At 65.3% G+C, this 21,410-nt stretch carries 20 protein-coding genes; 10 read left to right on the plus strand and 10 right to left on the minus strand.

What is annotated here, in order from left to right:
* Positions 1-31 precede the first annotated feature (31 nt).
* From tatA to FB478_RS02455, 5 genes are all read left to right on the plus strand, one after another.
* Positions 32-304, plus strand: coding sequence for a Sec-independent protein translocase subunit TatA (gene tatA / locus FB478_RS02435; protein WP_018771112.1), 273 nt, complete (start codon positions 32-34; stop codon positions 302-304).
* Between the two features lie 48 nt (positions 305-352).
* Positions 353-1,147 (plus strand): twin-arginine translocase subunit TatC, encoded by a 795-nt coding sequence (gene tatC / locus FB478_RS02440; RefSeq protein ID WP_018771111.1) that lies wholly within the window; start codon positions 353-355, stop codon positions 1,145-1,147.
* Between the two features lie 20 nt (positions 1,148-1,167).
* Positions 1,168-4,092, plus strand: a complete 2,925-nt coding sequence (locus FB478_RS02445) for an RNA helicase (protein ID WP_144599739.1) — start codon at positions 1,168-1,170, stop codon at positions 4,090-4,092.
* A gap of 58 nt (positions 4,093-4,150) precedes the next feature.
* Positions 4,151-5,818, plus strand: a complete 1,668-nt coding sequence (locus tag FB478_RS02450; protein ID WP_144599740.1) for an amidohydrolase — start codon at positions 4,151-4,153, stop codon at positions 5,816-5,818.
* A 94-nt stretch (positions 5,819-5,912) separates the two neighbouring features.
* Positions 5,913-6,656: a polyprenol monophosphomannose synthase gene (locus tag FB478_RS02455; protein WP_144599741.1), complete on the plus strand. Its 744-nt coding sequence runs from the start codon at positions 5,913-5,915 to the stop codon at positions 6,654-6,656.
* A gap of 102 nt (positions 6,657-6,758) precedes the next feature.
* Here the strand turns inward: FB478_RS02455 and FB478_RS02460 are convergent, their stop codons facing one another.
* The 5 genes from FB478_RS02460 to FB478_RS02480 form a co-directional block, all read right to left on the minus strand.
* Positions 6,759-7,106, minus strand: a complete 348-nt coding sequence (locus FB478_RS02460) for an RNA polymerase-binding protein RbpA (RefSeq protein ID WP_026266052.1) — start codon at positions 7,104-7,106, stop codon at positions 6,759-6,761.
* Positions 7,107-7,349: 243 nt separating this feature from the next.
* A complete protein-coding gene (locus FB478_RS02465) occupies positions 7,350-8,291 on the minus strand; it encodes an SPFH domain-containing protein (protein WP_134164728.1) in 942 nt (313 codons plus the stop codon).
* Between the two features lie 22 nt (positions 8,292-8,313).
* Entirely contained in the window at positions 8,314-8,787 is a 474-nt protein-coding gene (locus FB478_RS02470) for an NfeD family protein (RefSeq protein WP_018771105.1), read from the minus strand.
* A 129-nt stretch (positions 8,788-8,916) separates the two neighbouring features.
* Complete coding sequence (locus FB478_RS02475) at positions 8,917-9,798, minus strand: putative RNA methyltransferase (protein WP_134164727.1); 882 nt, start codon at positions 9,796-9,798, stop codon at positions 8,917-8,919.
* Positions 9,799-9,866: 68 nt separating this feature from the next.
* On the minus strand, positions 9,867-10,547 hold the full coding sequence (locus FB478_RS02480) for a peptide deformylase (protein ID WP_144599742.1): 681 nt from the start codon (positions 10,545-10,547) through the stop codon (positions 9,867-9,869).
* Positions 10,548-10,600: 53 nt separating this feature from the next.
* Here FB478_RS02480 and FB478_RS02485 point away from each other — a divergent pair, with 53 nt between their 5' ends.
* Complete coding sequence (locus FB478_RS02485; RefSeq protein WP_144599743.1) at positions 10,601-11,014, plus strand: nuclear transport factor 2 family protein; 414 nt, start codon at positions 10,601-10,603, stop codon at positions 11,012-11,014.
* A gap of 34 nt (positions 11,015-11,048) precedes the next feature.
* Here FB478_RS02485 and FB478_RS02490 read toward each other — a convergent pair whose 3' ends face one another.
* Genes FB478_RS02490 through FB478_RS02500 form a run of 3 tightly spaced genes read right to left on the minus strand, consistent with a single transcriptional unit; the run spans position 11,049 to position 14,158 of the window.
* The gene (locus FB478_RS02490) at positions 11,049-12,212 is read right to left on the minus strand and encodes an NAD(P)/FAD-dependent oxidoreductase (protein WP_056390373.1); all 1,164 of its coding nucleotides are present in this window, start codon (positions 12,210-12,212) and stop codon (positions 11,049-11,051) included.
* Positions 12,213-12,215: 3 nt separating this feature from the next.
* Entirely contained in the window at positions 12,216-12,911 is a 696-nt protein-coding gene (locus FB478_RS02495; RefSeq protein ID WP_144599744.1) for a class I SAM-dependent methyltransferase, read from the minus strand.
* Positions 12,912-12,925: 14 nt separating this feature from the next.
* A complete protein-coding gene (locus FB478_RS02500; protein WP_144599745.1) occupies positions 12,926-14,158 on the minus strand; it encodes a type III polyketide synthase in 1,233 nt (410 codons plus the stop codon).
* 414 nt (positions 14,159-14,572) lie between these two features.
* Here FB478_RS02500 and FB478_RS02505 point away from each other — a divergent pair, with 414 nt between their 5' ends.
* The 3 genes from FB478_RS02505 to FB478_RS02515 all read left to right on the plus strand — a co-directional run bounded on the left by FB478_RS02505 (position 14,573) and on the right by FB478_RS02515 (position 17,518).
* A complete protein-coding gene (locus FB478_RS02505; protein WP_144599746.1) occupies positions 14,573-15,679 on the plus strand; it encodes a tyrosine-type recombinase/integrase in 1,107 nt (368 codons plus the stop codon).
* Positions 15,676-16,011: a helix-turn-helix transcriptional regulator gene (locus FB478_RS02510; protein WP_144600033.1), complete on the plus strand. Its 336-nt coding sequence runs from the start codon at positions 15,676-15,678 to the stop codon at positions 16,009-16,011. The genes FB478_RS02505 and FB478_RS02510 overlap by 4 nt, the downstream gene beginning before the upstream one ends.
* A gap of 499 nt (positions 16,012-16,510) precedes the next feature.
* The gene (locus FB478_RS02515) at positions 16,511-17,518 is read left to right on the plus strand and encodes a recombinase XerD (protein WP_261377342.1); all 1,008 of its coding nucleotides are present in this window, start codon (positions 16,511-16,513) and stop codon (positions 17,516-17,518) included.
* Between the two features lie 27 nt (positions 17,519-17,545).
* Here FB478_RS02515 and FB478_RS02520 read toward each other — a convergent pair whose 3' ends face one another.
* Entirely contained in the window at positions 17,546-18,055 is a 510-nt protein-coding gene (locus tag FB478_RS02520; RefSeq protein WP_222430049.1) for a hypothetical protein, read from the minus strand.
* A 185-nt stretch (positions 18,056-18,240) separates the two neighbouring features.
* Positions 18,241-20,418 (minus strand): S8 family serine peptidase, encoded by a 2,178-nt coding sequence (locus tag FB478_RS02525; protein WP_186447713.1) that lies wholly within the window; start codon positions 20,416-20,418, stop codon positions 18,241-18,243.
* A gap of 514 nt (positions 20,419-20,932) precedes the next feature.
* Between FB478_RS02525 and FB478_RS02530 the strand changes: the two genes are divergently transcribed.
* On the plus strand, positions 20,933-21,334 hold the full coding sequence (locus FB478_RS02530) for a DUF3054 domain-containing protein (RefSeq protein WP_144599750.1): 402 nt from the start codon (positions 20,933-20,935) through the stop codon (positions 21,332-21,334).
* The last annotated feature ends 76 nt before the right edge of the window (positions 21,335-21,410 follow it).

A 21,410-nucleotide genomic window follows, 5' to 3' on the forward strand; every position in this document is an offset into this window, starting at 1 on the left:
AGTAGGATGTACTTAGAGGAAAGGATTTCCCGTGGGAAGACTCTTTGACGGCCCCTGGCCGATCGTAATCATCATCGTTGTAGCTTTGCTTCTCTTCGCCGCCCCCAAGCTTCCGGCCATGGCCCGCAGCCTGGGACAGTCCATGCGGATCATCAAGTCCGAGGTGAAGGAAATGAAGAACGACGGCAAGGCCGACACCACCGACGCAAACGGTCCGGTGGAAGGCACCATCGTGAACCACCCCAAGGCGAAGCCCGGTGAGCCGACAGACGGCACTGACGTTCCGCCGTCGACCCGCGCCTGACCTCCCGTGGCACTGTCGCGGGCCCGTAAAGCCAATCCCGAGGGGCGGATGTCACTTTGGGAGCACCTCAAGGAGCTGAAGAACCGGCTGATCAAGTCGGCCATCGGCGTCGTCATTGGCGGCATTGGGGGCTGGATACTTTACGATCCGCTGCTGAAGGCTTTGGCCGAACCGGTTAACCGCATTTCCGATGAGACCGGCGGCCTTGCCGCCATCAACTTCGGGACCATCGCATCACCGTTCGACTTCAAGCTCCAGATGTCGCTCCTCATTGGCGCCGTCATCTCCAGCCCCATCTGGATCTACCAGCTCTGGGCCTTCATCACGCCCGGGCTGACATCGAAGGAACGGCGCTACACGCTGGGCTACATGGCTGCTGCCATCCCGCTCTTCCTGGCCGGAATCTGGGTGGGGTGGCTCGTGGTGCCGCAGGTGGTCCACGCGCTGACCCAGTTCACCCCGGCAGGCTCCTCCAGCGTCATCGATGCGCGGACCTACATCGAGTTCGTCACCCGGATGGTGCTCATGCTGGGCCTGGCCTTCCTGGTGCCCGTAGTGCTGGTGGGCGTCAACATGGCCGGGCTCGTATCCGGCCACACCATCCTCAAGGCCTGGCGCATTACAGTCTTCCTGGTCTTCGTCCTGGCCGCCATTGCCGCGCCGGGCGCGGATGCGATTTCGATGTTCATGCTTGCCGGACCGCTGCTGGCGCTGTTCTTCGCGGCAATCGGCATCTGCATCATGAACGACAAGCGCCGCGACCGCCGCCAGGCCCGGCAGGTCGAGGAAACCGAGGCCACAGCGGACGTCGCAACCCCCAGCAGTGAACTGAAGAAGCTCTAGCCTGCCGTTAGGCTTGGGGTATGTCCTCCACCACCGGACCCTTCTCCGCCGGGCCCATCGATCCTGAAGAAATGTCGCCGGCCGAGAGGTACCGTGCCAGCGCCGAACGCCGGGCCGAGGCCGCCACCTACCTCGGGGCGTTTATCCGGACCCTGGACTTCGAGCTTGACGACTTTCAACGGCAGGCCTGTCTTTCCCTGCAGCAAGGCAAGGGAGTCCTGGTGGCTGCCCCTACCGGTGCCGGGAAGACCATCGTGGGGGAGTTCGCCATCTACCTCGCGCTGCAGCGGGGACTGAAAGCCTTTTACACCACACCCATCAAGGCGCTCAGCAACCAGAAGTTCAGTGAACTCACCGCTAAATATGGTGCGGACAATGTGGGCCTCCTGACCGGCGACACCAGCATCAACGGGGATGCCCAGGTGGTGGTCATGACCACCGAGGTCCTGCGGAACATGCTCTACGCTGATTCGGCCACTCTGGGCGACCTCGGCTACGTGGTCATGGATGAGGTGCACTACCTCGCCGACCGGTTCCGCGGGGCTGTCTGGGAGGAAGTCATCATCCACCTGCCCAGCGAGGTCCAGGTCGCCTCACTGAGTGCAACCGTTTCAAATGCCGAGGAATTCGGGGCCTGGCTGGACACCGTCCGCGGCGACACAGACATCATCGTCTCCGAGCACCGCCCGGTGCCGCTGTGGCAGCACGTCATGGTGGGCCGCCGGATCATGGACCTGTTTGCCGGAGAAACCACCTTCGACGAGATCGCTCCGCCCGTGGAGGAAGACGACCTGCAGCCGGCCGCGTCCGGCACATCCCCCGACGCCGGCAAGGGACGTGGTTTCGACGTCAACCCGGACCTGCTGGCAGTGGCCCAGAGCGAGATGCGGCAGAGCTTCCGCAGCAGGCCCGGCCCCGGCGGAAGGGGCCAGCGCGGCCGGCGCGGAAACGACCGCGCCGCCCGTGGCGGCGAGAACACGGGAGTGCGCCCCGCCAGCCGCCCCCAGGTCATCGCCAGCCTGGACCGGATGGACCTGCTGCCTGCCATCACCTTCATCTTTTCCCGCGCAGGCTGTGAGGCTGCCGTGGCCCAGTGTGTCTCGTCCGGCCTCTGGCTCACCACCGAAACAGAGCAGCGGATCATCGCCCAGCGTGTTGACGAGGCGGGGCAGGACATCCCGGCCGACGACCTTGACGTCCTGGGCTTTTGGACCTGGCGCGACGGATTGCTCCGGGGGTTCGCGGCCCACCATGCCGGAATGCTGCCGACCTTCAAGGAGGTGGTCGAGAAACTCTTTGCCGATGGCCTGGTCAAAGCTGTCTTCGCCACGGAAACCCTTGCGCTGGGCGTCAACATGCCTGCCCGGTCCGTGGTGCTGGAAAAGCTGGACAAGTTCAACGGCGAAGCGCATGTGGACATCACTGCAGGGGAGTACACCCAGCTCACCGGCCGTGCGGGCCGGCGCGGCATCGATGTTGAGGGCCACGCCGTGGTGCTGTGGCAGCCCGGTACAGACCCGACGGCGGTCGCGGGACTGGCATCGCGGCGCACCTACCCGCTGAATTCCAGTTTCCGGCCCACCTACAACATGAGCATCAACCTGCTGGCGCAGTTTGGCCGGGCCAGGGCCCGCGAGATCCTCGAGTCCTCCTTCGCCCAGTTCCAGGCGGACCGCTCCGTGGTGGGCCTGGCCCGCCAAGTGCGCAGCCGCGAGGAATCCCTGGCCGGCTACGCAAAATCCATGACCTGCCACCTGGGTGACTTCACCGAGTATGCGCGGCTGCGCAGGGAACTTTCCGACGCCGAGAACGCCACGTCCCGCACCAAGTCCCGCGTCCGGAAGTCCCTTTGCGACGATTCACTGGCGCGGCTCCTGCCTGGGGACGTGGTCAACGTTCCCGGTGGCCGTGCCCCCGGGCCCGCCGTCGTCCTTAGTTCGGACCACGCCAGCCGCGAGCCGCGGCCGGCCGTGCTGACGCTTGACAACCAGCTGCGCAGGATTGGCGCTGACGACCTCGAGGGTCCCATCGCGCCGGTTACCCGGGTCCGCATCCCCAAGTCCTTCAACGCGAAGGTGCCCAAGTCCCGCAGGGACCTGGCGTCCTCTGTCCGGAACGCGCTGCGTGAGAACCGTCCGCCCGCCCCGGGCCAGAACCGCAACCATGACTTCGGCCGGGCCGCTGCCTTGCCCAACCAGGAAAGGCGCATTGCGGATCTTCGCCGGGCCCTGAAGGCACACCCGTGCCATGGGTGCAGCGAACGCGAAGACCATGCCCGGTGGTCGGAGCGCTGGTGGAAGCTAAGGCGCGAAACGGACGGCCTGGTCCGCCAGATCCAGGGCCGCACCAACACCATTGCCAAAACCTTCGACCGGGTCTGCGACGTCCTGTCCGTCTACGGTTACCTGGAAGACGCGGGAGACGGCCGGCTGAATATCAGCGCGGACGGCCAGCGGCTGCGCAGGATATACGGCGAGAAGGACCTGTTGATCTCGCAGTCCCTGCGGCTGGGCGCATTCAACGACCTCGACGCCGCCGAAGTTGCCGCGCTGGCCAGCGTACTGGTCTACCAGGCCAAACGCGAGGACCGGGGCCTGAGGCCGCGCATGCCCAGCGTCTCCCTGGAGACCGCCGTCGACACAGTGGTGAAGGAATGGTCCGTCCTTGAGGATGTGGAAGAGGAACACAAGCTCCCCCTGACCGGTGAGCCTGAACTGGGACTTGTCTGGCCGCTGTATAAATGGGCCCGTGGCCGCCATCTGCAGGATGTCCTCAGCGGCACCGATCTTGCCGCGGGCGACTTTGTCCGCTGGGTGAAGCAGGTGGTGGACCTTCTGGACCAGCTTGCCAAGATCCCCGGACTGGACCCGCGGTTGGCACGGCTCTGCGCCGAAGCGATCAACCTCATCCGCCGCGGCGTCGTGGCATATTCTTCCGTCCTTTAGCCCCGATGACACCCGGCCGGCCCACGCCGGCACCCCCACACCCCAGGAGTCTGCCCCCATGCCGCGCCCCGATGCCACTTCCCACTCTGATGCCGCCTCCCGGCCCGCCCCGGTCCTGTACCGCAATGGGTCCGTTTACACCGCGGCGGATCCATTCGCAACGGCCATGCTGGTGGACGGCGGCACCGTTGCCTGGGTTGGATCTGAGCAGGCCGCATCCTCCATCGCAGACAGTTCCATGGAGATCATCGACCTCCGTGGCGCCCTGGTTGCACCCGGCTTCGTCGATTCGCACATCCATCTGACGGAAACCGGGATCGCCCTGGAATCGCTGCAACTGGGCACGGCCACGTCGGCACGCGCGCTGCTGGACGCCGTCGCCGCGACTGGAGGGGAAGGGCCGGTGCTCGGCCACGGCTGGGACGAAACCAGGTGGGCGGACTCCGCCCTGCCCAGTGCCGAGGAACTGGAGCGGGCGTCAGGGGGCCGCCCGGTCTACCTTTCCCGGGTTGATGTGCACTCGGCCCTGGTTTCGACGTCCCTTGTACAGTCCGCGGACCTTCGCGGCAAGGACGGGTACGACGGCGGCGCCCGGGTCACGCGGGCAGCCCACGACGCAGCGCGGCTGGCAACCCGGCAGCTGCCCCAGGGCGTGCTGAAGGGGCACCAGGCCCGTGCCCTGGCGGAGGCTGCGGCGAACGGGTACGTTGCGCTGGCCGAAATGGGCGCACCGCACATCGGCGGGCCTGAGGACCTGAGGCTGGCCGCAGGATGGAACGACGCCGACAAGGACGCGGCGCGCTTTCCTGAGGTGCTGCCGTACTGGGGGGAGCTGGTTTCGTCCGAGGCGCAGGCCCGGACCCTTGTGGAGCAGCTTGGTGCCGGCGTCCGCGGACTGGCGGGGGATTTGAACATCGACGGGTCGCTGGGTTCCGGGACCGCCGCCCTGCGCGCCGGCTACAGCGATGCCGGGCAGGAACGCGGCAGCCTGTACCTCAGCGTCGACCAGGCGGCTGCCCACCTTGCCGCCTGCTCCCTTGCCGGGATCCAGAGCGGTTTCCATGTGATTGGCGACGCCGGGCTGGACACCGCGCTGGAGGCGCTGGACGTGGCGGCCAAGGAAGTCGGGGAGCAGCGGGTGCGGGCGGCGGGCCACCGCTTCGAGCACGTGGAGATGGCTGATGCCGCGGCCGTGGCAAGGCTGGCGCACTACTCGGTGACCGTCAGCGCCCAACCGTCCTTCGACGCAGCGTGGGGCGGAGCCGGGGGCCTCTATGAGCAGAGGCTGGGGGAGCGGAGCCGGTCGATGAACCCTTTCGCTGCCTTCTATTCAGCCGGGGTTCCTGTCTGTTTCGGCAGCGACAGCCCGGTCACGCCCCTCCGGCCCTGGTCCAGCGTGCGTGCCTGTGTGGAACACCACAACGTGGACCAGCGCATTTCCGCGCGCGCAGCGTTCCTGGGGCACACCCGTGCGGGCTGGAGGGCCGCACGGCACGCCAACCCCATGGCCGGGCAACTGGTTCCCGGCGCACCGGCCAGTTTCGCCGTCTGGGAGGTGGAGGAGCTGATGGTCCAGGTGGCTGACGGCAGGGTGCAGTCATGGAGCACCGATCCGCGGGCCAGGACCCCACTGCTGCCCGCACTGGACACAGGCTCCGACCCGGTATGCCTGCAGACCGTGAAAGACGGTGCCGAACTCTACGCCAGCCCGGCCCTGCGTTCCTGACCCATAACCCTCCGCCCTATAATGGGGAGTTGCGCCCGCCGCCGGCCAGCCCGGCATCAGGTGCTCCGACCACTTCCACCAGGAAAGGCCCTTCGTGCGCGTCCTTACGATCATTCCCACCTACAACGAACTGGAATCGCTGCCCAAGACGCTCCAGCGCCTTCGGAAGGCCGTTCCGGCGTCGGACGTGCTGGTGGTTGATGACAACAGCCCTGACGGCACCGGCCAGCTTGCCGACGGCTTCGCCGCCGAGGACTCCCACGTCCACGTCCTGCACCGCAAGGGCAAGGAAGGCCTGGGCGCCGCCTACATCGCCGGTTTTCGGTGGGGCCTGGACGCCGGATACGACGTCCTGGTGGAAATGGACGCCGACGGCTCACACCAGCCCGAACAGCTTCCCCAGCTGTTGGAAGCCGTGGACCAGGGCGCGGACCTGGCCATGGGCTCGCGCTGGGTTCCCGGCGGCAGTGTGGTCAACTGGCCGCTGTACCGCCAGGCGATCTCCCGGGTGGGCAGCACCTACGCCCGGCTGATGCTGGGCCTGCGGATCAAGGACGTCACCGGCGGCTACCGCGCCTTCCGCAGGACCACCCTGGAAAAGCTCAACCTGGACCAGGTGGATTCCGTGGGCTACGGCTTCCAGGTGGACCTGGCGTGGCGCGTGGCCAAACTGGGCCTGCGCATCGAGGAGCGCCCCATCACCTTCGTTGAGCGCGAACTGGGCGCCTCCAAGATGAGCGGCAACATCGTCATCGAAGCGATGGTCAACGTCACCCGGTGGGGACTTGCCGCCCGCTGGAACACCTTGACCGGCAGGCTGAAGAACAAGCAGCCGTAGTTTTTCCCTGGGCCGCCCCTCCGCGGCCTTCTGCGGACACAGGAAAAAGGGGGGCGGCCCCGCACCAAAGTGCGGAGCCGCCCCCCTTTTTTGAGGCTGGCCTTATGCCGAGCGGCGCTCTCCGCGGCGCTCCCGCAGGATGGTCAGGCGGTCCTCGAGGATCTGTTCAAGTTCAGGAAGCGAGCGGCGTTCCAGCAGCATGTCCCAGTGCGTGCGGACTGCCTTGTCATTGCTGGTGTCCGGCTTTTCGCCGTCAACCAGGAGCGCTTCCTTGCCGGTCTTGGAGACCCACACCGGAGGAATTTCCGCCTCGGAGGAGAACGTGACGAAAACCTGCTCGCCATCTGCGCAACGGTATTCGACCCGCTGGCGCGGAGCCGGCTCAACTCCGGACTCGGTCTCCATGCTCTGCGCACCAAGGCGCATGCCCCGCAGGCTGCGATCGCTCATGATTTCTCCCTCTGGTCGGTTCGCGGATGAAATCTCCGCGTTAGCCGGTGGCGACGTTGCGCCGCCGGACTAGTGTGTGCACTGTGCTGCATCATAAGATTCAACGCATTGCGAAGCTTGGTTGTTCCAGCTGGTCTTCTCCTGCCGGACAAATACCCAATTATACGGGCTTTAACACGTCTGCACCAAAACAGGGAGGGTTCGGCGGCTAGCCACTGAACCCTCCCTGTCTTAGTCAAGAGCCTAGGGCTGCGTGCGCTCGATGGGCGCCTCGTCGAAAAGTCCGCTGGCAGGCTCCGCGCTGGTGCCGCCAAGGGCGTTGCCGATTCCCTTCAGGGCTTCCCCAACTTCACTCGGGATGATCCAGAGCTTGTTGGCCGAGCCCTCAGCCAACTTGGGCAGCGTCTGGAGGTACTGGTAGGCCAGCAGTTTCTGGTCCGGGTTTCCCTTGTGGATGGCGTCGAAGACCTTCTGGATGGCCTGCGCCTCCCCGTCCGCACGGAGGATGGCGGCCTTGGCTTCGCCTTCCGCGGCGAGGATGGACGCCTGCCGCTGGCCCTCCGCGGTGAGGATGGCTGACTGCTTGGTCCCCTCCGCGGTGAGGATGGCAGCGCGCCGGTCGCGTTCGGCCCGCATCTGCTTCTCCATGGAGTCCTGGATGGAGTGGGGCGGATCGATGGCCTTCAGTTCCACCCGCGAGACGCGGATTCCCCAGCGGCCCGTGGCCTCATCGAGGACTCCCCGAAGCTGTCCGTTGATCTGGTCGCGGGAGGTCAGGGCCTCCTCCAGGTTCAGTCCACCCACCACATTGCGGAGGGTGGTGGTGGTGAGCTGCTCCACGGCCTGGATGTAGTTGGCGATTTCATACGTGGCTGCGCGGGGATCGGTGACCTGGAAGTAGACCACCGTATCGATGGAGACCACCAGGTTGTCTTCGGTGATGACCGGCTGCGGCGGAAAGGACACCACCTGTTCCCGCAGGTCCAGCAGCGGCAGCAGCCGGTCCACGAACGGGATGAGGATCGTCAGCCCGGGGTTAAGCGTGCGCTGGTACTTCCCGAGCCGTTCCACGACGCCGGCACGGGCCTGCGGAATAATCCGGACGGACCGGACCAAAACTATGATGACAAAGACGATCAGAACCACCAGCACAATGGCCAGTGCGGTTCCGCCTGCGTTTTCCATACAACTCCTTGTTCCCCAATTGTCAGGCTGTATCCGGACCGGCAGCCGCCGGCGGCGGTGCCGAAACTACTGCTGTGGCGCCGTCGATGGCCGCCACCACCACTTTCTGGCCAGCGGGAAGGATTCCCGCCGCGGAGCGCGCACTCCAAATATCGCCGCCGATTTTCACCAGTCCGCCGTCGGCGGTCACGGCCTCCATCACGACGGCCGGTTCACCGATCAGCCGGTCCACGTTGGTCCGCTGTTCGGCCGGCCCCTTCTTGAGATGCGAAAGGGCTACCGGCCGGACGAAGGCAACCATGAGCAGGGACACCACGCAGAAGACCACCACCTGGAGCCAGGGCTCTGCACCGGCGAAATCGGCAACCAGTGCGGCAAGGGATCCGCCGCCGAGCATGATGAAAAACAGGTCAAGGGTGATCATCTCGATCACCGCAAACGCCAGGAAAGCCGTGAGCCACAATGCCCACCAGTTTTCGCCAAGCCACTCGAACATCCCTGTTTCCCCCTTCGCCACGGGGGAGCCGCACGCGCGGACCCGCCAGTAACTGTCTTTTCATCGTAGTCCGCGGACTTACCGTGTGGGCCGGTTCATACCGGCCGCAGGGGGATAGTGGCCAAGTCGTTACGGGGCGCCGTGGGTCCTGGGCCTGAACACCAGGAGCCTGAACTTTGCGTCGGCTGTCACCGGCTCCGGGGAGTGTTCCAGCCGCGCAGCGATCTGCCCCAGGTCCAGGTGGTGGCCGGCCGGGCCCATGAACGCCAGGTCCGCGGCGGCGGCCCGGCCCAGCGCCAGCGGGATGTCGACGTCGACGCTGCTGGCCGGCTCGAAATGCCCCGCCATCGCCCCGGCCAGGCGCTCATCCTTGCCCTCCTCAATGCCAAGCATCCCGGTGAGGGCGGCGATGTCCCCAAGGTGCCCGCTCCGTGGCGTCACCACCACCAGCACGCCGGTGGGACGAAGGACCCGGGCAAACTCAGCCGGGTTCCGCGGAGCGAAGACCACGGTGACCGCATCCACCGAGTTTGCTGCTACCGGCAGCGGCTGCCAGATGTCCCAGACCAGGTTCACGGCCTCGGGATTGAGCCGGGCAGCGCGGCGAAGGGCAAATTTGGAAATGTCCAGGCCGACGGCGGACGCGTGCCGCCCGCCGGCCGCCGCCGTGTCGAGGATCTCCCGCAGATAGTGCCCGGTCCCTGTCCCCGAGTCCAGAACCACGGCACCTTCCTGCGGCAGGTTGGGCACGACGGCGGAGGCCACCGCCCGCGCCAGCGGCAGGTAGTGGCCGTTCCCCAGGAAGTTAAAGCGCGACGCCACCATGGCGGCACTGTCCGGTTCGAAGGGCGTGCCCTTGCCCACCAGGAGGTTGAAGTAGCCCTGCCGGGCGGCGTCGAAGCTGTGGCCGTTCGGGCACACCAGGCGGGGCTGGCGTGCGGCCGTTGCCTCCAGGTGTTCCAGCGGATGTGAGCAGACGGGGCACAGGAGGTGGAGATCCGCGGCAGGCATGGGAACCATCTTAGGACGGGCCGCCCTGCGCCCCTGCCGTTCGTCACTGCCCCGGGTGACGGCGAAGGTCAGCCGAGCGATATGCCTGCCGGCCCGTCGTCGAAACCCAGCCCTTCCCGCGCCTTGCTGATGCCGGGTTCAGCCCAGTGCGCCGCATACTCGGCGTTGCTGCTCAGGGACCGGAGTTGGGCACGGTCTATGTACAGGATGCCGTTGAGGTGGTCCGTCTCATGCTGGACGATGCGCGCCTGCCACCCGGAAAATGTCCGCCGCTCCGCCGCGCCGTCGGGCGTCTGGTACTCCAGGACCACGGTGTCGGGCCGCGCCACCACCGCCTGGAGCCCGTTGAGGGAAAGGCACCCCTCATAGAACGACGCCAGTCCCGTCCCCGCCGCCGTGTACCGGGGGTTTAGGATGGCCAGGAACTCCAGCGGGCTCCGGTGCCGCAGCGCCGCGGCGTCGGGATCGACGTCGAACTGGTCCTCCAGGACGGCGAGCTGCAGGGGGATGCCCAGCTGAGGGGCAGCGAGGCCCACCCCCGGGGCCTCGTGCATGACCTCGCGCATGACCCCGATAAGGCGGGCCAACTGGCCGGCGGAGAGCTGGCCGTCGAAGGCGGCGGCACGCTGGCGCAGGGCGGGGTGGCCGGCCTGGACGATGGGCGGGAGGGACCCGGCGGACAGGATCCGCTCAACAATCTCACGGATGTCGTCGGCGCCGGCGGTTGTTGGGGGAACAGTCTGGGTCATGGGGACAGCCTACTGGCGGAGCGGCGCAGGACCCTTGGGCTAGGGTCTACTGCATGGCTGATGATTCTTTCCCGCAGGCATCCCCGCTGGAGCACGTCCTGCAATTCATCCGGGTCCTTGAAGCCGGCGGCGGTGCGGAGGACATCCGGCCGTTCCTGTCGGAATCATTCCTGTTGACGGAGGCTCCGCACCTTTTGGCCCCGGAAGGGTCCACCCGCCCGCTGGCGGGAGTGCTTGCCGGTGCGGACCAAAGCCGCGATGTGGTGAAGGACCAGCAGTTCACGGTCCGGCGGACCACCTGTGAGGGAAGCCGGGTGGTGGTGGAAGCCGACTGGTCGGCCACCGTGCTGATGGATCTGCCCTACTGGGACCGTGGCGAGACGATCCGGGCCAGGACATCGTCGGTGTTTGAGGTGCGCAACGGCGTCATCGTCAGCCAGGACAGTTACGACTGCTATTTCCGGTAGCCCTGCAGCCGCTGGTTCCTGCCGGTTCACCTGGTTACTGCATGGTGAAGCGCCGGGCGGCCCACTGGTTCACGGCAGGCACGGCGGCGGCCGCGCCAATGGCGGCAGTGCGGACACGAAGGAGCGGCCCGGGCAGCGGCCTTCCAAGCATCATGTTGATTTCGGCTTGCCGCCGGGCCACGGCCGCAGCCCGGCGCCGGCTTGCCTCAAATTCGCGAAGCCGCCTTCCCGTTGGTTCGCCACCCAGTGCGGCGCAGATCACGGGCACCAGCGCCCTGGCATCCAGCCAGCCCAGGTTCATGCCCTGCCCGCCGATGGGGCTGATCTGGTGGGCGGCATCCCCCACCAGGACGGAGCGGCCGGCCACCATGCGCCGGGCAATCGTGGATTGGACGCTGAACGCGCTCAGCATGGAGTTGGTGTCCGGCTCAGGACGGAACCCGGTCCGGCGTTGCACAAGTTCCGCCAGCTCATCCGGTCCCGTGCCCGGTTCGGCGGGTCGTCCAAGCCGCACCACCCAGCGGCGCACCCGGCCGGGCAGCGGAAAGGACTCGACGATTCCTTCCGGCTCGAGGAACAGGACGGCTTTCTCCCCGTACCTGCTGCCATCGTCGAAATCCCCCATGAGGTAGTGGTCGGGATAGGACTTCCGGTCCACAGGGACGCCCAGCGCGCCCCTGATCCGGGACCGGGCCCCGTCTGCCGCGACCAGCAAGGCGGCGGTGGCGCTGCCGTTGTGGTTGCCGCGCCGGTTCGCGGCATCCGGGCTGGACTGGACCGCGATGGTGACCTTGCCGCCGTCGTTCCTGGCTTCGGTGACGTTGGCACCCCGGACCAGCGCCGCGGGGTCCAGGGTGCGCACGCGGTCCTCCAGGAGTTCCTCTGTCCTGAACTGTGGCAGTGCCAGGACGAAGGGGTAGTTTTCCGAGACGGCGCCGAACGCCATGGTTCCCACTGTCTTCCCGCCGCTGACCGCCATGCCGGCCCTGATCCGGATGCCGTCCTGGACCATGCTGGACGCAACGTGGATTCCGGCGAGTGCCTCCAGGGCCGGAGGGTGGATGCCGATGGCGCGGGTATGCCGGTTGCGTGACTGCCGCTGCTCAAAAACCCTTACCGATACGCCTTCCTGCAGCAACGCGGCAGCCAGGTACAGGCCAACAGGACCGCCGCCGGCGATCAGGACATCGGCGTCCAATTGTCAGCCCCGCCGGTAGGCGAGGAGCTGGTGGAAGGCTGATGAGCGCTCCACGGACCAGCCCGGGGGAGCGGAGGCCGCCAACTCGACCGGCCTGTAGCTCCGGCGGATGGAGGTGAGGCCGTCTTCCCGGATGAAGGACTGCCGGAACGGCAGGGCGGCCACACTGAAAAGGGCAAAGGCGGCAGGACTGCGGATCAGGTCGTTGTGCAACGCCTTTCCCGCGGTCAGGATCTCCGAATCCGCCAGCAGTTGCCGGAGTTCCTCCGGGCCAAGATGGTGCAGGACGTGGTTGGAGATGACAACGTCGAACCGGGCACCCTCGCGGACCAGCTCGCCGCTGTGCGCCTTGCGGAATTCCACGCCGGCCATGGACGGGCGTTGCTGGGCGAACCGGGCCGCACGGGGATCAGGATCGATGCCCGTGATATGCACCGCTTTGCCGTCTTTGGCCGCCCAGCGGGCCAGCATCACGGCCAGGTCGCCGCCGCCGGAGCCGATGTCCAGCACCGTCAGCGGGCGCTGGTCGGGAGGGGCCATGGTCCTGAGTTCCCTGGCATACAGTTTCCGCCAGCCGGACAGCACCCGGTTGATGACGGCGAACTGCCGGTACGTGTTGTCCAGGAGACGGGCATCGCAGTCCGGCCTGTCCATCTGCTCCACGTCCGTGGTGGCTCGTCGGCGCAGGAGGATCCCCATTCCGCGGACCGCTCTCAGGCCACGGGCGCTTCGGCCGGCGTCCGGCTTTGGAGCTGGCCCAGGGCATCCTCTGCCGCGCTGCCCTCCCACCCCGGAGCGCCGCCTGTTGCCTGCCGAATCTTGGTGAACAGGCCGGTTTCCACGGTCAGACCCGGGCCAAACGCCATGGAACAGATCCGCTCTTCGGCGGCGGGCCCTTCCCGGAGTGGTTGTTCAAGGATGTGCTTGAGGACGAAGAGCACCGTGGCGCTGCTCATGTTGCCGTAGTTGCGCGAGGTTTCCCGTGCGGGGATCAGCTGGGTGTCGCTGAGGCCGAGCCTGGACTGCACCTTGTCCAGGATGCTCCGGCCGCCGGGGTGGATGGCCCAGTGGGGGATTGCCGTGTAGGGGAGTGGCACCAGTTCCGGCTCCCTGGCCAGAAGGGGCTGCAGCGCGCCGACTATGTGGTCATCGATGATGTGGGGCACGTAGTTGCCCAGGACCATTTCAAAGCCGTTGTCACCGATGTTCCAGGCCATGGAATCCTCACCCACCGGTGTCAGGACCGTCTCGAAGTGGTCCAGCTTCATCAGTGCGGTGTCCGCCACGCCTGGGCGCGCGGTTACGACGGCGGCGGCGGCACCATCGGCGAACAGGGCCGAGCCCATGATGGTGTCCGGGTCGTTGGAGGTGCGTACGTGGAGCGAGCACAGTTCAGCGCAGACAACCAGGACCACCGCATTCGGGTCCGCCTCGCAAAACAGTTTCGCGGCACGCAGGGCAGGAAAGGCGGCGTAGCAGCCCATGAAGCCGAGGTGGTAACGCTGGACTGCGGGATTAAGGCCGAGTTCACGGACCACCTTGTAGTCGGGGCCCGGATTGAAGAAGCCGGTGCAGGAGACCGTCACGAGATGAGTTATGTCAAGTAAATCGACTTCCGGGGCGGCCCGCAGGGCAGCACGCGAGGCCGCCACAAACAGTTTGGTGGCCTCGCGGGCGAAGATATCGTTGCGGACTTTGGTGCTGGGGTTCAGCAGGAGCCCGGTTTCCTGGTCGTAGAACTGCGGTTCTTCGGCGCGGGACGTGTTGGTGAGTTCCTGGACGGCGGTAAACCTCGTCTCGATGGCAGCACCGTCAAAACAGGTGTTCACCAGTCGCGAGCCTAAGCGCGACAAGCCAGGCTGCGCGGCAAATACGTCACGGGCCTCGGACTGGATGAGCTTTGTCTCCGGAACTGCAGTTTCAAGTGAACGTACGTAGACCGTCATTGGTTCATTCTTGACGGGCGCCGGAATAAAGACAATGGGACCGCCGGTTTGACCAGCGCTTTTACGCAGGTGTTCGTGCTGGCTGGTTGGCTTGGTGCGCCCCGCTCCGGAGCAGTCCCAAAGCGCCGATAATCTACATTATGTCAACTAGTACTCTGCGTATCTCATTGGATGAATCAATTCGCCCCAATCCCCTGGGGACTCAAGGAAGTTCTCATCGGGCCCGGGATTCCGCGGATTTTCGCGTGTAACGCTCGCCGATTCTCACTTCTGTGGCCGCCTCTTTTGGCCAGTGCAGCCTGAACGCGACGTTGCTTGACGGGCTTCTGACCTGCGGTTTTGTGTTGATGATGCATTTAATGAATCATTGATTCAGGTTATGAATGCGGTTTGAGGGCGATTTGAGGGTAAATAGTGGCTGTTGATGGGTCCGGGCGCGTGCTTCAGCTGAGTGCCGTTTCTCTGCTGCATCCCGAGGAACAAACGCTCGAGGACATGTTCACGGGCTGGCGCAACCAGCAGCTGTCCCGGAACCTACAGTTCGACACGATTGATAAGGGCATCGGGTGTGTCCGGCGGTTCGTGGACCATGTGAACGAGTTCCCGTGGAACTGGTCGCCTGAGCATGTCGAGGAGTATTTCGGCGATCTGCGCTCGATCCATCAGCTCAAGCACTCCACCATCCGCGGTTACCAGTCCACCCTTCGCCGGTTTTCGTCTTACGTATCGAACCCGGACTACGGCTGGGACAGGATCTGTGAGCAACGCTTCGGGACGCACCCGTCCCAGGTCTTCTTTGACTGGAACACCGCCTCGCACGCGCAGGAGTACGAAGGGCGCCCTGCCAAGCGGCCCTTCACCAAGGCCGAATTGCAGACGCTGTTCGACCATGCGGACGACCAGGTCGAACTGATCGCGGCCTCGGGCAAGAAGGGCTGGAAAGCTGCCTACCGGGACGCCGTCATGCTCAAAGTGACCTACTCATACGGGCTGAGATTCAACGAGCTCCGACACCTGCAGACCATCGATTTCGCGACCAACCCGCAGGCGCGCAGGTTCGGGAAAGCAGGCGTCTGCAAGGTCCGCTTTGGCAAGTCCCGCAAGGGCTCCCCCTTCAAACCCCGCAGCGTCCTGACGGTCTTCGACTGGACCTCCGGTGTCATTGAAGACTGGCTCGCCAACGGGCGCGGCACCCTCGAAACCCTGGACCTGTTTCCCAGCGAACGCGGTGGCCTGATCTGTGAATCCACCTTGCTGCGCCGGCTCCGGCGCTACCTCGCCGAGCTGGGACTGCCAATGGATGGCCTGGACCTGCACTCCCTTCGCCGCTCCTACGCAACGCACCTGCTGGAAGACGGATGGGATCCTAGATTCGTGCAATATCAAATGGGCCACGAACACGCCTCCACCACCGGGATCTACCAGTTCGTCAGCGACGACTTCCGCAACTCCACCCTGCGGGCGGCCTTGGACCGCACCATGGACGAAGTCCTGGGCGTGCAGATGAGAGGCCAGTGGTGAGACGCGAAGTCGAATACAAATGGCGCCTATCCGAGCTCATGGCGGCAAGGGGCCTGCACAACACCACCGACCTCATCCCCTTGCTGGCCGAGCGCGGCATCACCTTGTCCCGGCCGCAGGTCTACCGGCTCGTCAACCAAAAACCCGAACGCGTCGCACTGCAGCTCATCGCCGCGATCTGTGACATCTTTTCCTGCGGACCCGAGGACCTCATCACCGTCACAGCAGCCGACGCCCGCGCACGCAAAACAGGCACCAGCGCCCCCAACGTCGTCGACCTGAACCGCACCGTCCGCCCGCGCCGGGCACGCATCATCGACGATGCCGACTGACAAGCCCCACGGCCTCAGCCCCCGAAACACCAGCCGCGGCCGGCCACGCACCACCGGGACCGCCACCTGCGCACGCTGCGGCCGCAACGCCGCCCGAACCCGGGCCACCTGGCCCGAAGGCAGAATCTGCGGCCCCTGCTTCACCATCGCCACCCGCACCCACGGGACCTGCCCGGACTGCGGCCAAAACCGGCTGCTCCCGGGACCACCAGAGACCGGCGGAGGACCCCGATGCGCACCCTGCGCCGGAATCCTCCGCGACTTCCACTGCACCCGCTGCAACATTGAAGGCGAGTTCTACCGGCGCGGTATCTGCGCCCGATGCGCCCTCCGGGACGACCTCAACGAACTACTGCTCACAGACGCTTTCGGCCCAGAAACAGCCAGCAAGATCGTTGATGTCCTTTGCAAGGCAGACCGGCCCGAAAGCATCATCACGTGGAAACGCTCCCCCAAAGTCCAAGCCCTCCTGACCGCGCTCTCTAGCGGGCAAATACCCGTGACCCACGAAGGACTCGATGCCGCGGCTGAATCAGTGAAACGCGAAGCCACTCACCTGCGCGCCCTGTTCATTCATCACGGGCTCCTCCCCCACCAGGACCCGTATCTGGCCCGGTTCGAGACCTGGATTGAGGACAAACTCCGCGACTTACCCGAGGAGATCGCCAAACCCGTCGCGCAGTTCGCCACCTGGCACCACCTCCGGCGCATCCGGTCCATCACAACACCCGAGAAGAGCGCTCAGGCCCCGGTGCACTCCGCCAAACAGGAGATCACCGAAACCATCAAGTTCCTGGACTGGCTCAGGGAGACTCACCAACGGACCGCGGCGAATTGCACCCAGCAAGACATCGAAACCTGGCTCGCCACCGGTCCCACGACCAGAAAAGCCATCCGCACCTTCATTGTCTTTATCAAGAACACCGGAACAAACCACCGCGTCGAAATGGGCCACTACACCGCCAAAAGCCGCCCCGCGATCACCCAGGACCAGCGCGTGGCCTGGCTGCGGGAACTGCTCGCCGGCACCAGCGAGTCCCTGACCTATCGAGTCGCCGGCATCCTGCTGCTTCTCTACGCCCAACCGGTCGTGCGGGTCGCCAAACTCCGGACCGACGCGGTCGAAACCAACGCCACCACCGGCAACATGCGGATCACTTTCGGCACGCACCCGGTGCCCATTCCCGAGCCCTTCGCCAACTTGCTTCGAGAACACCTTCAGAGCCGTCCGAACCTAAGAACAGGATCAGACACCCAAAGCCCGTGGCTCTTCCCCGGAACTCGAGCCGGCCAGCCCCTTCACCCAAACACGATCATGGACCGGCTCCGCAGCCTCGGCATTGACCTACGCGGCGCACGAAACACCGCACTCGACGAACACCTGACCATCTCCCCACCACCACTGGTCGCCGACGCACTCGGCTACAGCCACCAAATCGCATTCCTCCACGCCGATAACGCAGGCGACGCCTGGTCCCGCTACGTCAACTTACGCACCAAACCTTGAGCCAAGCGAGCCACAAGCAGGCGTTTGCTATCCGTTGCCCACTGGGTCGGATCCCTCCAGCGGAATAACGAAAGGCGCGAAACCAGCTCCGACCTTGGTTACAACGAGATCGGAGAAAACGAGCTCAATATAGTGACCATTAGTCTCAATCTGAACCTCATAAAAGGGAATGCCAAGTCGCTCTGCCCATTCAACGGCTTCGGCAGATTCCTCCACGAGGGACATGCCCGGATAGAGATCGTGATAATTGACGCCCCAAACATACCCATCCACCCCGGATTCGATGGCAGCGTTGTAGTCAAGAAGACGTTCATCGAGTGACCCTGCCCATGTTTCCTGGGAGACAGCGGTCTTCACGTTGGCGCGAACACAATGCGTGAATCGATAGCGAAGATACTCTGGCTTGATCCCCGTTCGGGGATCAGCGGTCACGTGTATGAACACGTCGTAGTCCCGCATGTATTCGGCGAAGCCATGGAAGACGATCCCGTGATCGAATACTTCCTCAAACGCTGCTGACAATTCGTGGCTATTCACTGACACATTCTCACCCATGTGGGGGCAACCGCCTGGCGCATGCCGCTAAAACAGGCCACGAATACGCACACATTCAATCCGCAGGGATGCCACTAGCTCTTTGGGAGCGCTGCCCTGCTCGCCGATGCCTTCGCAACGGACAAAGGCCGCCTTCGCCGGGAAAGTACAGCATGCGGCCGGCTGGGTCAGGAGATGTAGGAACCGCCTGGGCTCCAATGGATGACGCCGCCCTGGTAGTTTTGCGCGACGCCACCGTCGTTGCCCGTGGAGTACTCGTCACTTGTCGGGTAGCCGAGGCGCCCTGATTCGTACCCTGTTGAGGCCCAGATGGAGCGAATGCCGCCTACGGACATATGCGCTCCGGTGGCTGGGGACCAGACGATGGCACCGCCCTGGTAGTTCTGGTAGACACCCCCGTCGCGCAGCCCGCCCACTTCGTTTGATACCGGGTAGCCGAGCTTGCCGCCCTCAAATCCCGACACCGCCCATTCGCCACGGATGGCGCCAACAGAGATATGCGCTCCGGTGGCTGGGGACCAGACGATGGCACCGCCCTGGTAGTTCTGGTAGGCACCCCCGTCGCGCAGCCCGCCAACTTCATCGGTCACCGGGTAGCCGAGGCCACCATTCTCAAATCCTGTCTCCGCCCACAGGCCGCGGATCGCCCCCACGGAAATGTGGGCCCCCGTCGCCGGTGACCAGACGATGGCGCCGCCCTGGTAGTTCTGATAGGCACCTCCATCCCGGAGCCCGCCAACTTCATCGGTCACCGGGTAGCCGAGGCCACCAGCCTCAAATCCTGTCTCCGCCCACAGGCCTCGAATCGCGCCGGTGGAGACGTGAGCCCCGGACGCCGGCGAATAAAGGATGCAACCGTGCTGGAAACACTGGTACCCGCCGTTATCCCTGAGCCCATAGATCTCTCCCGTAGTGGCAGCTCCGAAGGCCCCGTTCAGGGACGCTGCCTTTACGGCAATCGGAGTCTGCGGGGCCGGAAACGCGACGGCGGCCAAGGCATCGATCAAGCCGGCGCCGCAGCCTCCTGGGCAGGTTCCCGGAAGGGGCCTGGCCGTTGCCTTCAGCTTCGCCTCGATCCGGGCTGGCGTCAGGGAGGGATCAGCGGCTTTCATCAGTGCGCCGACGGAGGCCGCCATCGGCGTCGCCATCGACGTTCCCATCAGGTAGCCGTACGCTTCTGCGCCTGGAGTGGTTGATCCGGCGTTGAAGGTGGACAGGATGCCGGCACCTGTGTCGCCTCCCGGGGCCATGACGTCGACGGCGGCACCGAAGTTCGAGTACGAGGCTTTGGATCCGGACTGGTTGGTGGCACCGACCGTAATGACGTTGCTGCAGTTTGCCGGCGCATTGTTTTCGGCGAGCTGGCTTTCGTTGCCGGCAGCCACGAATACGGATGAGCCGCGGCTGACCGCCCCGTCAATGGCGGCCTGCAGGGTGGAAGGGCAGGCCGCCGCTCCCCCGACGCTCAGATTGATGGTTTTCGCCGGGTTCGCATTGGCGGGCACGCCGGAGACTGCTCCTCCGGAAGCCCACGTAATGCTGTCCGACACGTCCGAGAGGTATCCGCTGCCGCAGTCACCAAGCGCGCGGACCGGCTCGATCTTCACGCCCGGAGCGGCGCCGCTGACTCCTTCACTGTTATTGGCGACAGCGGCGATAATCCCGGCGACATGGGTTCCGTGCCAGGAAGAATGGGCGGATGAGGTGGAACTGCAAGTCCCGGAGGTCCGGTAGTCCCCCGGGTCGGAGGCGTCCGGGTCCCTGCCGTCGCCGTCACTTGAAACGGTTGGGTCGGCGATCATGTCGTAGCCTGCCATGACGTTCGCGTTGAGATCGCTGTGGGCGGTTATGCCGGTGTCGATCACCGCGACGATCTGGCCCGTACCCGTGGTTTTGTCCCAGACAGACGGAACCCTGATGCCGACGCCAGGGTCAGACAGAGCCCACTGCAAGGAGTAGTAGGTGTCGTTGGGGGTGTACGACGGATGCATGAGAATGTCAGGCTCCACGGATTCGACTTTGTCGTCCGCAGCGATGCTCTCCAGCACGCGCCTGGACTCCCCGGCATTGAGCCTGTGGCTTGTCTTGACCACCTTGGCGTCGCTGGCCGTGGTCTTGATCTCCCGCACGCCGATGGAGGCATGCCCCGCAGCCCTGGAATAGGTCTCGTCCCGCTCCGCGGCGCTGCCGGCCGCTGAGGGTTTGAACTTTACGATGAACTGGTCGGTGGGAGCCGGGGCATCCGGCAATTTCTCTGCGGCTGAAGGCCCGGGCAAGACGGGTTTGTCTGCGGCGTTTGCGGCTGGTGCGGTGGCTACGCCGGCGATCGCGGCTACCAACACCACCCCCATAGTCCGTAAGTACGTGTATCCCTTCGTCACACCAGTCTTCATGCTCAGATTCACTCCCCTTGGCCTACGGTTCCACGGTGAGCTTACTAAGGCTTGGTGAACTCAGGGACCCCACCATCATCCAGCCCCAGGGGAGGCTGACCGGTGGGCTGCTGACGCCGGGACAGCTGCCGGTGATCCGGACGGGGTCAAGGCAACCGCAAGGTCCTGCCTTGCCGGCATGCTAACGGCGGCGCTGCATTGAGGCCCCAACGACCGCGCCGATTCCCAACCCAAGCGCACAGCCCCAAAAAGGAGTATGGAACACCGCCAAACCCACACTGATCCCGACGGCGGCACCAACCAGGCTGCAAATCCACAAAGCTTTATTCACACATGTCTCCAGTACAGCGGGACTGACCTCTGCTCCTGCTGAGACCATACTGCATGCCGATTCCGCCTCCGCTCCCCCGCTTCATGTGAGGTCCTGGGTCAAGCTCGAGGAGGCGTGACGGCTAAGCTCGAAACCATGAGTTCCTTGAAAACGAAGGCGGCAGCCACAACGTCCGGAAAAACGGTGCTGGCAGCGGCGGCTGCCGATGTCGTGCTGATCCTTGCGTTCGCCGCCATCGGCCGCGACGCGCATCACCGCGAGGAGCCCATCCTGGGTGTGCTGCTGACTGCATGGCCCTTCCTTGCCGGCGCGGCAGCGGGATGGGTCGTTTCCCGCGCCTGGCGCAGCCCTTTGTCTGCCCTCCGGGCGGGTGTTCCGGTCTGGCTCGGCAGCCTCATCGGCGGCATGCTTTTGCGCGCGCTGACCGCACAGACGGTTGTCCTCCCCTTCGTCATCGTTGCCACGCTGGCCCTCGCAACGTGCCTCGTGGGCTACCGGCTCCTGGCTGCCGGTGCCGCGCGTCTCCGCCGCCGATAGGGGCTCTCCGCCCGAAGGGCGGGCTGCCGGGAAAAGGACGCCCGTGTAATAGGCTGGCAGTAGAGAGAAACCTGCC

Origin of the sequence: Arthrobacter sp. AG367 (assembly GCF_007828995.1) — a bacterium.
Lineage (GTDB): Bacteria > Actinomycetota > Actinomycetes > Actinomycetales > Micrococcaceae > Arthrobacter.